Origin of the sequence: Vagococcus carniphilus, from assembly GCF_014397115.1 — a bacterium.
Lineage (GTDB): Bacteria > Bacillota > Bacilli > Lactobacillales > Vagococcaceae > Vagococcus > Vagococcus carniphilus.
This window is the reverse complement of record NZ_CP060720.1, coordinates 1,283,099-1,296,458: the sequence shown is the minus strand read 5'-3', so window position 1 is coordinate 1,296,458 and position 13,360 is coordinate 1,283,099. Positions and strand designations below refer to the sequence as shown.

12 protein-coding genes and 1 riboswitch are annotated in these 13,360 nt (G+C 32.8%); of the genes, 3 read left to right on the top strand and 9 right to left on the bottom strand.

Annotated features, from left to right (window positions below; translation table 11 throughout):
• Window positions 1-260: 260 nt before the first annotated feature.
• Window positions 261-1,451 (bottom strand): coenzyme F420-0:L-glutamate ligase, encoded by a 1,191-nt coding sequence (locus H9L18_RS06475; protein WP_126791704.1) that lies wholly within the window; start codon window positions 1,449-1,451, stop codon window positions 261-263.
• A gap of 123 nt (window positions 1,452-1,574) precedes the next feature.
• Here H9L18_RS06475 and H9L18_RS06470 point away from each other — a divergent pair, with 123 nt between their 5' ends.
• Both H9L18_RS06470 and H9L18_RS06465 read left to right on the top strand, forming a co-directional pair.
• Window positions 1,575-2,471 carry a LysR family transcriptional regulator gene (locus H9L18_RS06470; protein WP_126791706.1) on the top strand — a complete coding sequence of 299 codons (897 nt, stop codon included), beginning with the start codon at window positions 1,575-1,577 and terminating at the stop codon, window positions 2,469-2,471.
• A gap of 102 nt (window positions 2,472-2,573) precedes the next feature.
• Window positions 2,574-4,007 (top strand): LPXTG cell wall anchor domain-containing protein, encoded by a 1,434-nt coding sequence (locus tag H9L18_RS06465; RefSeq protein ID WP_126791708.1) that lies wholly within the window; start codon window positions 2,574-2,576, stop codon window positions 4,005-4,007.
• A 63-nt stretch (window positions 4,008-4,070) separates the two neighbouring features.
• On the opposite strand, the gene H9L18_RS06460 is transcribed toward H9L18_RS06465, so the two are convergent.
• The 6 genes from H9L18_RS06460 to H9L18_RS06435 all read right to left on the bottom strand — a co-directional run bounded on the left by H9L18_RS06460 (window position 4,071) and on the right by H9L18_RS06435 (window position 8,337).
• The gene (locus H9L18_RS06460) at window positions 4,071-4,637 is read right to left on the bottom strand and encodes a cob(I)yrinic acid a,c-diamide adenosyltransferase (RefSeq protein ID WP_126791710.1); all 567 of its coding nucleotides are present in this window, start codon (window positions 4,635-4,637) and stop codon (window positions 4,071-4,073) included.
• Between the two features lie 23 nt (window positions 4,638-4,660).
• On the bottom strand, window positions 4,661-5,080 hold the full coding sequence (locus H9L18_RS06455; RefSeq protein WP_126791712.1) for a DUF4430 domain-containing protein: 420 nt from the start codon (window positions 5,078-5,080) through the stop codon (window positions 4,661-4,663).
• 15 nt (window positions 5,081-5,095) lie between these two features.
• On the bottom strand, window positions 5,096-5,779 hold the full coding sequence (locus H9L18_RS06450) for an ECF transporter S component (RefSeq protein ID WP_126791714.1): 684 nt from the start codon (window positions 5,777-5,779) through the stop codon (window positions 5,096-5,098).
• On the bottom strand, window positions 5,772-5,999 hold the full coding sequence (locus H9L18_RS06445; RefSeq protein ID WP_187559365.1) for a hypothetical protein: 228 nt from the start codon (window positions 5,997-5,999) through the stop codon (window positions 5,772-5,774). The genes H9L18_RS06450 and H9L18_RS06445 overlap by 8 nt, the downstream gene beginning before the upstream one ends.
• A gap of 71 nt (window positions 6,000-6,070) precedes the next feature.
• Entirely contained in the window at window positions 6,071-7,453 is a 1,383-nt protein-coding gene (locus tag H9L18_RS06440; protein WP_187559364.1) for an ABC transporter ATP-binding protein, read from the bottom strand.
• Window positions 7,426-8,337 carry an energy-coupling factor transporter transmembrane component T gene (locus tag H9L18_RS06435; RefSeq protein WP_126791718.1) on the bottom strand — a complete coding sequence of 304 codons (912 nt, stop codon included), beginning with the start codon at window positions 8,335-8,337 and terminating at the stop codon, window positions 7,426-7,428. Before H9L18_RS06435 ends, H9L18_RS06440 begins: the two co-directional genes overlap by 28 nt.
• A 193-nt stretch (window positions 8,338-8,530) precedes the next feature.
• Between H9L18_RS06435 and H9L18_RS06430 the strand changes: the two genes are divergently transcribed.
• On the top strand, window positions 8,531-9,421 hold the full coding sequence (locus H9L18_RS06430; RefSeq protein WP_126791720.1) for a LysR family transcriptional regulator: 891 nt from the start codon (window positions 8,531-8,533) through the stop codon (window positions 9,419-9,421).
• A gap of 134 nt (window positions 9,422-9,555) precedes the next feature.
• Window positions 9,556-9,686: riboswitch (cobalamin riboswitch) on the bottom strand.
• A 47-nt stretch (window positions 9,687-9,733) separates the two neighbouring features.
• Here H9L18_RS06430 and H9L18_RS06425 read toward each other — a convergent pair.
• Both H9L18_RS06425 and oraE read right to left on the bottom strand, forming a co-directional pair.
• The gene (locus tag H9L18_RS06425) at window positions 9,734-11,137 is read right to left on the bottom strand and encodes a GlmL-related ornithine degradation protein (RefSeq protein ID WP_126791722.1); all 1,404 of its coding nucleotides are present in this window, start codon (window positions 11,135-11,137) and stop codon (window positions 9,734-9,736) included.
• Window position 11,138: 1 nt separating this feature from the next.
• Complete coding sequence (oraE, locus tag H9L18_RS06420; RefSeq protein WP_126791724.1) at window positions 11,139-13,358, bottom strand: D-ornithine 4,5-aminomutase subunit OraE; 2,220 nt, start codon at window positions 13,356-13,358, stop codon at window positions 11,139-11,141.
• Window positions 13,359-13,360 lie beyond the last annotated feature (2 nt).

Genomic DNA, 13,360 nt, shown 5'->3' with positions numbered 1-13,360 from the left:
TTCCTTAGAAAGAATTACTTATAATTGTATATGAAAATAAAAGTTATGATTCTTTCATGATATTTTTTTAATAATGTTTTCAATAAATATTAATAAATCTTGTTATTATTCATTTAATTATAAATTTTTATACAAAAAAGAAGCTATTCTTAAAGACATAGCTTCTAAAAATATGCATATATTCATGAAAAGAAAAAGTTAATCATCATAACTTACCTAGAAATACTCGAACATATTTATTCTAACTTATTTCTAACTTACTATTTAGTAAAGTTATCAAAATAGCCTTGAATGAAGACAATTGGTGTTCCTTTATCTCCACTACCTGATGTTAAATCAGCTAGTGAACCAATTAAATCAGTTAATTGTCTTGGGGTAGTTCCTTGAGCTTCCATAGAACCTGTTAAATCAGCTTCTTTTTCATCGATGTGTTTTTTAATAGCTGCTTCTAAATCTGCTCCACGTAAATCTGAAAAATTATTATCAGCTAAATATTTTAATTTAACTTCATTCGGTGTTCCTTCTAAACCTGAAGTAAACGCTGGTGAAACAACTGGATCAGCTAGCTCCCATATTTTTCCAACTGGGTCTTTAAAAGCTCCGTCTCCATAAACCATTACTTCAACCGTTTTACCTGTTTTCTCTTTTAACATATCTTGGATTTTTTCAACAACTGGTTGACATTCTCTTGGGAATAATTTAACCGCTTCTTCTGTTGATTTGTTAGAACCAAGTAGACCATAATTTTCATTAAATCCACTGCCATCAACAGATTCTGATAAAATATCATCTAAAGTAAAGACTTTTTCAGCACCATTATTTTCTAAAATACGTTTTGTACGGTATCTCGTATGAATATCGCATGTTAAGACATTTTTAGTATAGTCAAGAATTGTTTTAGGTTTTTGAGAGAAAATAACTTCACACTCTGCTCCTTCACCAGCAATCAATTCTTTGTAATATTCAATATAATCAACACCAGTAAATGTATGTTTGTTATAACCAAATAATTCTCTAAATTGTTTCTCATCCAGAACATCAGTCCAAGGATTAATACCTTTTTCATCTAACATATCCAAAGAAACAATATGATTTCCAACTTCATCAGATGGATAGCTCATCATTAAGACAACTTTTTTTGCTCCTCTAGCAATTCCACGTAAACAATTTGAAAAACGATTACGACTAAAAATAGGAAAAATAACTCCAATAGTTGTTTCACCAAACTTATTCGTTACATCTTTTGCAATTTGATCGATTGAGGCATAATTTCCTTGCGCTCTAGCGACGATTGATTCTGTTACAGCAACAATATCTTTATCTTCAATTGAAAATCCTTCTGCTTTAGAGGCATTTAATACACTATCCACAACGATAGCTTCAATGTTGTCTCCTTCATTAATAATCGGGCAACGTAAACCTCTAGTAATTGTTCCAACTGTGCGTTCCAATAGAACTCGCTCCTTTATACAGACAATTTCTCTGCATTCTAAATTTTCTACACTTGTACTATACCGTGATTCATGATATAAGTAAAATTAATATCTACTATATCAGATATAAGGAGAATTTATATGGTAACCAAATTAGATTTATATCGTATTTTTTATGAGGTCTCACAACATAATAGTTTTTCAAAAGCTGCTAAAAGCCTTTATTTAACACAACCTGCTGTCAGCCAGTCCATTTCATTACTTGAAGATGAACTCTCTATTCGTCTATTTAATCGAACCCCTCAAGGTGTTGCTCTCACTGAAGAAGGAAAGCATTTATATGAATACGTTGATTCTGCTCTTAATTTACTTGATTCAGGTGAAAAAAAGATGGAAGAATTTAAATTATTAAAAGGAGGAAAAATTGCAATTGGTGTTGGAGATACTATCTCAAGATACTTTTTGTTACCTTTTTTAGAAACTTTCCACCATAAATATCCTGACATCTCTTTTAAACTTCTAAATGGAACGACTTCAGAATTAGTTGATAGTTTAAAACAAGGTAAAATTGATATTGCTATATGTAATTTTCCTATTGAGGACGAAAAGCTTGAAAAAATTATTTGTGCCGATATACAAGATACTTTTGTTTATGGTGAGCATTATAATCATCTTTTCCAAGATGCTGTTTCTATAGAGAACGTTTTAAAGCATCCGATTATTTGCTTGGATCAAGATTCTATTTCAAGACGTTTCGTTGACCAGTACTTAAAAGAAATAGGACTTATTTTAGAGCCTGAATTCGAACTTGGTTCCCACGACTTATTATTAGATTTTGCTAAAATTAATTTAGGAATTGCCTGTGTGACGAAAGAATTTTCTTCTTCTTATATCAATCAAGGTATTTTAAAGGAGATTAATTTAATTGAAAAAATACCTAAAAGATCCATTGGTATCTGCTACTTAAAGAGCGTTTCATTATCAATTGCTTCTCAAAAATTTGTTAAGACTATTATTAGTGACACAAATCCTAATTAAAGAATAGAATCACTAAAATAAAATAACTATTTAACTTTAAAAGAAACTAATGTATAATTAATTATAATAGTCTATAATTAATATCAAAAAGGAGCAAATGTCATGAAAAAAAATTCATTACGCTTATCAGCTGTTGTATTAGCTTGTGTTCCATTTTTAATTGGTGGAACTCAATTAGCTAACGCTGAAGAAGTAAATACAAATCAAACAGTCTCTTCATCTGAAGTTGCTGATGCTAAACCTCAGACAGAAGAAACTAAAGATACTACATCAGAAAATGCGGTAACAAAAGAAAGTGAAAAGGATCAAACTCCTGAGTCTGCTAAAGATAATATTCTAAAAGTTGAGTCAAACAATATTAAAGGAAAAAAAGGAGATACTGGAGATATTTTCTTAGCTAAAGTTAATGGAACTGTTTTAAAAGGAGAATTCAAACCTTTTGAAAATGACTTCATTAAAGTAGAAAGAAATCTTAATAGAGAATCAAAAGATGAAAAAGCTCTTTCTAATACTATTTGGACAGCAAAAAAAGCTATCAAAGATGGTTCAATTCAATTAGAATTTAAAGCTGATTTAACAGATGCAAAAACTAAAGAAGCTCTAGCTAAGGAATTCTCTAATTTAAATTTAGAAAATCAAAAAGAAATTACTATAAAAACTGAAAAAATTAAAGTTAATTTCACTGATACTGATAAACCAGCACCTCAAAAAGAAGTTGAACTTCCTTTAACGATCAAAAACAAAGGTAATAAATTAGTTGTAACTTTTGCAGAAGCTGAGTTTAAAGAAAGCCCAGTAGAACTAAAAGCAAGTTTTACTGAATTAAAATCAGACAAAATTGAATTAGCAAGTGATGGTTCTTTCAAAATACCAGAAACAAACAAAGACAAAACTTTCACTGAAAAAGTAACCATTACACTTGATACAAAAGATTCTAATTTCCAAAAAATTGCAAACTCTGATCCTTTTAAGAATGATAAAATCATAACAAACTATAAAGATCATCCAGCAACTATCACTCTATCTCAAGAAAAAGTAATCAAATTGACATACACAGTTAAAGATTTAACAGCTAAAATTAACGGTGGTGGTACCCTTGCATTTAATGATGTTGAGGGCGTAAAAATCACCGGTACATTTAAAGAAATTAAAGATAATGAATTCTTTTCTTTAGATGCAAAAGGTAATTGGAAAGCTAAAAAAGCTGGAGAAGGTTCAATCGATCCAACTTTCACTATTTCAAAAGAATCTTTAACTGAATTACAAAAAAAATATCCAGAACAAGATTTAAAAATTGAAACTAGCTCACTTAAAGTAAACTTTACTGAAGCTGGTTCTGGCTCTGGTTCTAATCAAAAAGTATATGCGCCTGTTAAAAAAGATTATGCACCTGTTAAAAAATTACCTCAAACTGGTGAAGAAAAAATGAGATTTGCTGGAATTATTGGAATAGTAGTTCTTGTTATCGTTGGTTTAATCTTCTTTATGAAAAAGAAAAAAAATAACGATGATGACACAGATGAAAACAACAATTAATTAAACAAAAGACGTTTAGCCATAATCAGCTAAACGTCTTTTTTCTCTTTTTGATTTAAAAAATTAATGAAATACTATCTGACTTCTCTCATAGAAATGTTCTTCTTCTTCTCCTAGAACATTCGCTAATCTTGCTACTACAAAGAAGTAATCTGACAAACGATTCAAGAATTTGAAAGCATGAGTTGAAATTTCCTCTTCCTCTTTAATTAGAGTTGCACAAACTCGTTCTGCTCTTCTTGTTACCGTTCTTGCTACATGTAAGCTACAACTTGCTTTATTACCACCGGGTAAGATAAAGCGTTCAATTTTTGGTAATTCTTCTGTGTATTTATCAATTCTTTCTTCAAGCCATGCAATATGATCTTTATTAATCATAAAAGGCATCTCATCAGAGACGTTTGCTAAATCCGTTCCACAATCAAATAAATAATTTTGAACTTCAATTAATTCTGCAACTAACTCTTCACTATTCTTTAATTCTCTTACTTCACAGATACTTAAACCAACTTGAGCATTAATTTCATCTGTAGTACCGTAAGCTTCTACTCTCAAGTTACCTTTATTAACACGTTTCCCACCAATTAAACTCGTTTTACCTTTGTCGCCACCTTTAGTATAAACCTTCACGTTGCCACTTCCTTTATTTAGTATTATTTCATTTCAAATTTAGATAAATTCCAAACAACTTCGTCACCAGTTTTTAATTTGTACTCACTTGCTCCAACTTCAGCTTCTTTACCGTTAACAGTATAGATCCAATATTTTTGAGCTTTATTATCTTGTTTTTTTCCGTCGATTGATGAAATCATATTGTTTTCTTCTGTAATATCAAAATTATCAGCCATGATGTCTCCTAAAAAAGCACCATCTTTAATTTCTATATCTTTAGAACTAATTTCTTTTCCATCTTCTTGTAACGTAACTTTTACACCATCTTCTGTTTTTTCAGAAGATGCTGCTACTTCACTACTTGATGCTTTTGTACTACTATCTTTCGCAGTATCTTCTCCTTTTGCTCCACAACCTGTTAAAGCAACTAATAATACAACTAAACCTACTAATTTTTTCATCAATATTCCAACTTTCTAATTTTTTAAACCATATTTTTGTTTGACACGTTTAATTTTTGTGCTCAATGGTTTGATTAATATGTTTACAAATATAGCGTTTGAAATCATGTATGTGATGGTAAATGGAACAGCTGGCACCAGTACAGTTAAATATCTTGTCCAAGTAAAGACACCATCAATTGAAAGTACCGTCCAAATATCCATCAACAATGAATACAGAACCCCTGAGAAAACAGCCAATAAACTCATTATCAACCGATTATTCTCTGATTTTCTAATCCATTTACTACCTGCTATTAAACCAATCAATCCTGTTGTTAACATTTGAAAAGGTGTCCACGGGCCTTGTGTGAACATCATGTTTGCAACAAATGGAGAAATAGCTCCTACCATGAATCCAAATAAAGGGCCAAATTGAATGCCCGAAATAATAACAATTGCCACTAACGGATTTACAGATGGTGTGAAAAAGAAAATAACCTTTGACACTACGGCTGTAGCAGACATAACCGCTATTAAAACAAGCTCTCTTGTCGCCAGTTCTTTTCTTTCAAAAGAACTAAAAAAGGGAACAAAAGAGAGTATCACCACATAAAGAGAGAGTAAATTATAGCGATTATTCTGGTAAAAATAATACATTATCACTAAACTAAAGACAATCAGTAATAACCAACTTATAAATTTCTTAACCTTATTCATTACAATCCTCTCTTTTCTTAATAACCTTCCAACTTTTCTTCGCCTGGTCAAAAGTAACTACTTTAGGTAAATAGGCTTTGACCATCTTATTAATAGGAGTTGTATAAAAATAGTTATTTGAAAAGAAGGTAATCGGATCTGAAACAGAAATCATTTGTCTATCAAAAAATAAACCACATCTGTCAGATATCTTAGCAGAAAAATCTACGTCATGAGTCACAATGATAACTGTTTTGCCTTTATTAGAAAACTCTTTAAGTAAGTGGGCAATTTTATTTTTATTTTGTATATCTACCCCTTTGTTGGTTCATCTAAGAATATGACATCAGGATTTAGTAATAATACTTTTCCCAGAGCAACTAACTGTAACTCTCCTCCACTCAAATCATAAGGATGTTGTTCTAAAAGATGAGTAATATTAAACCAATCAGCTATACCATTTATTGATTCTTCTATATTAGTATAACCCATAGTCTTTAGAAAAGACTCATAATCTGCTTTGACACTTTCTTTAACAAACATAGATAAAGGTTGTTGAGGAAGGTACGCCACATCATGTCCGTAAACAAAATCGTTACTCTTGGGTTTCACCTTTTTTCCATCAATTTTTACTTTTCCTTGATAAGGTAAAACTAAGCCACTCATCACTTTCATCAGAGTACTTTTACCTGCTCCATTTCCACCTAGAACACTAAATATCTCTCCTTTATAAATATCAAGAGTTACATCATGTAAGATATCTGACTCTAGTCGACCATATTTAAAAGAAACATGTTTTAACGAGATAATTATTTGTTTAGAAGTATCACTATCTTTTAATTCAACTGTTTGTTCTAAAAGTTTCAAAGAACCAAATTGATTGTTCATCATTTCTATCCCATCGCTTATTGTGAACGCCATTTTATCTTTATTTTCAATTAAATGATGCAATCTTACCGGATTTGGTAAACTTTCTCCTCGTTTGTCATCTTTTAACAACAAATTTGCTGCTTCAAATGAGGAACCATAAAACTCTTTAGTTCCATCATTGATAATCAGAATGTTATCTGCCATCCCAAATACTTCTTCAAGGTAATGTTCTGCCATTATGATAGTTGTATTTAACTCAGTATTGATTCTTTGTAATGTTCTCAAAAAATCAAGGGATGCAATTGGGTCAAGTTGAGCTGTTGGTTCATCCAAAACAACAATTTCAGGTTGCATTACTAATATAGAGGCCAAATTTAATAACTGCTTTTGTCCACCAGATAAATCTGCAACGTCTTTTTGATACCAGTTATGAATACCAAAATAATTAGCCATCTCTCCTATTCTACTTCGAATCACATCTCTTGGAACACCAATGTTTTCGAGCCCAAAAGCTAACTCTGACCATACTTTGTCTGTAACGATTTGAGCATCAGGGTCTTGCATGACATAGCCAATTTTACTTGCTGATTCATGATCAGAAAGTTCATTAATAGATTGATCTTCAAAATAAACTTTCCCTTTTATTTCACCATTTGTCACTAGCTCTCGTTTTAATAAACGTAAAAGTGTACTTTTTCCACTACCAGATGCACCTATGACAACTAAGAAATCTCCTCTTTTAACCTCAAAAGAAATATCTTTTAAAACAGGAGAGGAGCTTCCTTCATACCTAAATCCTACATTTTCCATTCTAAGTAAATCCATCGAATTCTCTCCTTTGCTTCTATTAATAGAGGTAGACTTAATAATACTATCAATAAGAGATAACCAATTATTGATACTCCAGGTACTAAGTCAATCCTTAGTTTAGGATAATAATAAAATTGAAACGCTTCTCTACTTGAACAAAGGTAAAACCCACTAAGTAAAACTAGTAATAGTAGACTCAACAAAACATCCCTTTGTTGTATGATATAAGATTGATACTGCGTTCTATTTTTTAATCCATATCCTCTAGCATTCATAGAATCCGACGTAATAACTGCTCGTTCTAAAGACCAGCCAAATAAACTTAAAAAAGTTTGGTATTCTTTCTCAATTTTTTTATTCCCTTGATTTTTATCACTGATTCCCAGCCCTTTTTGAGCTAAATTAATATTTGAAACTTCCGCTTGATATAAAGGAATAAATCTTAGAATCATCGATAAAATCAAAGATATCCTGGGCATTCTTTTTCCAAATAGGTAAAGAATTTTCTCACTGTTGAAAGAGTAGGAAAACAAACGAAACCATATTAATATTGAATACATCATCAATCCAAATGAAAAACCGTAAAATAGGGCTTCAAAAGTGAAACGATAAGTTTTTGATTCACTTATGACCCACTCAAAAAGAATCGTTCTACCAGAATGAATAAACAAAAAATTTCCAATAGTTGAAAAGAACAGAAGCATAGCCAACCATTTCAAATCCTTTTTTATTTGATCCCTATTTTCAAGTCGCCATAATGTTACTAATCCAACTATCAACGTTATCAATCGAACAATAGGATTAACAGAAAACATAATAATGGTTAAAACAAAACTAAAGTATAAAAAAACAATCAATGGATGAAAATGATAAAAATACTGATTATTAAAGGTCTTCATTACTACACACCCTTTCTTTCATTATATATTGACCAAACTATTATCTCTTAAAAAAAAAGAATAGTCACTATTCTTTTTATAATATGATTAAAAAAACGCAAAAAAATAAGCTTAAAATGAGAAAGCGTTTACTGTTAGTCCATTTTAAGTTATAATATAGAATGTAGTATTTAATTATCTAGGAGGGGATTTTATGGAAATAAGAACGTTACAAACTTTCCAAGTTGTGGCAGAAGAATTGAATATGACAAAAGCCGCTATTAAGCTAAACTATTCACAGCCTACTATCACAAAACATATCCAAAGTTTAGAAACAGAGCTAGGAAGTACGCTTCTGATGAAAAAAAACGGAAAATATGTTTTAACGTATGCGGGTGAAGAGCTTTATAAACGATCCATTAATATTTTAAAAGAAATTAATCTAATCAAAAATATTAATCCAGATCATGGCGATCATATCTCCTTAAAGCTTCAGGGACACGACTATTACGGTTTCCGTTACTTTATGCCAGCGATTACAAAGCTATGTCGAATATCTCCAACATTAAACTTTACAATCAATGGTTCAAATAATGAGGATACTATCAGCAAAGTCTTAAAAAATGAAGTTGATTTAGGTATCATAACTGGTAAAATCGTCAGCTCAGATATTATTGCCCAACCTATTGGTTACGAGAGTGCTGCTCTTTGCATTCACAACTCCCTTTACAAACCAAACTATAAATTAGAAGACTACTTTGCAAGATATCCAATTGTGATTGATCAGTCTGAGTATTATAATTATGACAACGCTTTCCAACAATCTCTCAATCAACCCACTATCATAAATACAGGTAGTGATGAAATTGTTCAAGAAGCTATTCTTTCAGGTAAAATGCTTGGTATCGTTAGAACGGGAAGACTTCAAGACTATATAGATTCTGGGACAATCCAAATGATTGAAGTCATTGCTAAAGAAGAGCCTATCCAAGTTATCATGAACAAATCAAATTTCAAAAATCAAACTGTCACAAACCTATTTAATCTAGTTTCTCAACAGGGTATCCAAACTACCCCGAAACTCCAAACAATCAAATGGGCATAATCTACTTATTAAGTTCTTTTACTTGCCGGTGAAAGAACTTTTTTTGGTTTTTAGAAATATAAAAGGGCCACTTTGTATAATACAAAGTGGCCCATAATTATGACATGGTCAGCCACTTCTCTACTCCCGAAAAAGTGATTTTAGAATATCAGCAATGTTCCTGACTCAAACATCCTAAGATGTTCATACAGTTGCGGGTACAGTGTTGGCCTTTAACCAACTTCCATTGTCATTCGCTAAGGAATGTAAATATTCTAAAACTATTACATTAGTAAGTATAACTCATATTGATTATTTTTGAAAGCCTTTTACTCAAACTTCCTCTGATTCTCTTTCTTTTGCTGCTTGTTCAAAGACATTTTCACCAAATGACTGCTCAAGCAATTTTAACGCTGCATCCTCATATTTGAAAGCTAACACTCCCAATGAGGCCATTATGTAATCATGATCGATTAAAACTTTCACTGTTCCAGTAGGCAAAAGGATAGGCGATTTAGACTTTTTATCTTTAGGTATTTTTTTCAAAATATCTGGACCATTTGGCAATCTTGTTAAAGCACCACCTGTTCCAATAACGAATTTAACATTCGATAAGTCTTTACCTTGTGCAAGTGTTGATCGTCCAGTCGGACCGTAAACATATCTGATTTGTCCAGCATGTCTTTCGACTGCAGTGAGAGTTGCAGCTTCAGATAGAATCTCTACTAACTTTCTTTCTTGGTCGTTCTTAGGAATCGAATGATATTCTTTCCTAAAAGTCTCCAAATCAAATCCTTGCTTTTCAAGTTCTTCTTCACCGATCAAGTCGATAACATTTTCTTTATTGACGTAAAGACCAAGGTCACCTTCTACTGTTCGCTTAGCGATAGGTTCTGGTGCAACTTGTATTTTAGCAATTGCTTCTGTTCCTTCTGTAACAGAGTGAACATCTGTCGTTGCTCCCCCTACATCAATTACAAGCACGTCTCCAATTCTATCATGAATTAATTTACTTAAATTCATAACAGCTGCTGGAGTTGGTGTGATTGTTCCATTAACGATATCGTACACATGCTCCATCCCAGGAGCATGTACGATATGTTTTTCAAAAGTATCTTGAATGACTTTTCTTGTTGGTTCAACATTAAGTTCATCAATTTTAGGGAAAACATTTTCAACAACGTACAAATCATTGTCATAGTTTTCAAAAATTAATTTAACTTCTTCATCATTTTCGATATTTCCGGCATAGATAACTGGTATTGGTAAATTTAATTCTGCTAATTTCTCAGCATTATTTAAAGCGGTCTCTCTTTCGCCGTAATCAACGCCACCTGCGATTAAGATAATGTTAGGATTTTCTTCTTGAATTTTTTTAATATCAGTTCGTCTCATATTACCAGCTGTTACCATCTTAACAATGGCACCAGCACCTAAAGCCGCTTCTTTTGCTGCTCTTGCAGTCATATCAAAAACTAACCCATGAACCGTCATTTTTAGGCCACCTGCTGCTGATGAAGTAGCAAATAATTCATCATAAGTCAGAGTATCAGCTTTTAAATTACGTTGTAAATCCTGAATACTATTCTCTAATCCAATACGAACGTCACCTTCTTCAACTGTTGTTGCGGCTTGTCCTTGTCCGACAAATTCTGGTGTGTCTGTATGGATATTGTGAAACGCGTTAACTACTGTTGTTGTTGAGCCTATTTCTGCTACCAAGATATCTATTTTCATACTATTTTTCTTCCATTTCCCGACGTCTTTCAACTAATGCAGTTGCTACGTTAGATCCATTTGTTCCACGTCCAAATGCTGCGTCCATACCATGTTTAGTAGCGATTTCAGGAATAACTTGAGTTCCCCCAGCCATGATCATAATTTTCTCACGGATTCCTTTTTCGATTGCTAAATCATTGATACGTTGCATGTTTTTGTAGTGAATGTCATCATGACTGATGATTGTAGAAGCTAAGATAGCATCAGCATTCATTTCGATTGCTGCATCTACTAATTTCTCTACAGGAACACTTGTACCTAAGTAGTGAACTTCAATTCCAAATCTTTCGATTCCGCCGTGTTTAATATCAATAATTTCTCTTAATCCAACTGAATGCTCGTCTTCGCCGACAGTACCAGCTACGATTACCATTTTCTTGCGTTTGATATCTTCACGAATTTCATCATCAGACATAACGATTGGTTCTTCTGGGATGATTAATGAATCTTTTTCAATGGCAAATGGTAAACGACCTTTCATTTCGATACGAGTTCCTTCTGCTGCTTGCATTACTTCTTTATTGATAACTTCACAGTCATCTAAGCCCATTTTTTTACCCATTTCAAGAGCTGCAAATTCTGCAACACGAGATGATTCTGGGATCATAAATGTTAATAGAACTGTTCCGTCACCTTGCCATTCAGCTTCAGGTTTGATTAAACCTTCTTCTCTGAATTCTTTTGTTTCTTCAAGACGTAAATTAACGTTATCATTTTCGTCTAATTCGTCAATAAAGATGATTTTTTCTGGTTTTTCAAATGTTGATCCACCAATTAATTTAGCTGGATCTTCAACAGCTGATTCGTCATATTGAGCCACATTATTATAACCAAAGTGAGCTGTAACTGGAGCCATATAATCTTCGTCACGTTTGTAAATTGTGTCGGCGCCAACTCCACCGTTGATTTTTCTTGAAATTCCGTCTTCATTTCTTTCAGGGTAGTTACCTGAGTCAACGAAGAACGCATCTTCAACTGATTGGAAGTATCCGCCAGCTTCGATCATTCCTTCTAAGAATAACACAGAACGCTCTTTAATTTCACGTGCTTGCTCTCGCAATGGTCCATCATCTTTTAATTGAACCATTTCATTAAATCCATCTAAGCCTTGGAATACTTGTTTAGCAGTATCTACAGCTTCAACGTTATAAATATGCCAAGGAACATTACGGCCTTCATCAGGAGTAATTGTTGATTGAATATCTGCACTTGTTAATTTAGAAATTAATAAGTTAAGTACGTGAGTTACAGTTGCTTCACGAGTTGAAGCTTCCATGTATTTTGTATTTTGTTGTGCACGCATACGGTATTCACTAAAGAATTCACGTAATGCTACAGCGTAAGGTAAATCTAAGAACATTGATGGTGCTGGTGGAGCTGTTGGAGGTACAGTAGATAGACAGATGTCAGATTTATCCATACCAACTTTATATGAGAATACAGAGTTAAGAGCATGTTGTACCATTAACTCAGGCATAACTTTCCAAGCTTCACGAGCAGTTGCATTCGCATTATGAGCTCCGTCGATTTGAGCAATTCCAGCCCAAGCCATAACTTTTTTAGACTCACAAGCATCTACGAATGAACGAACCATGTTAATGTTACGGTATAAAACGTTATATTGTGGATCTTGATGGGCTCCGTTTACGCCTTCTTCAGCAAACATAACAGCCACTTCAGGTCCAGCAATACCAGATACATAACTATGGTAGTTAATTGGACGTCCTACTTCTTCTTCAATAGCATCTAATGCTTTTCTTTGAGCACGAACTTGTTTTCTAGTAATTGGGATACCACCGATACCTTGAGGTGTTCCTTCAATTAATCCTTCAAAGTGAGATTGACCAGCAGTTCTGATAACCATGATATGGTCAGCACCGTGCCAAGCAGCCATACGCATACGTCTGATATCATCTTCAAAACGACCAGAAGCGATTTCAGTTGTAATTGATGACGTACCTTGAGGGTCGATATTTCCAAAGTATTTAGCTGATGGAAGTGGAACAGATTGTTTCAATGATTCAGCCATATCTTTGTATTCAAATTTATGTAATTGATAATTTGGTACTGGAGTTCTCCATACCCAACCACGACGTTTAGGGCGGTAGTTTTCTAAATCAGTAAGAATCTCTTTAACATCTAATTTTTTATTTTTATCTAATTTAATTGTTTCTGACATAA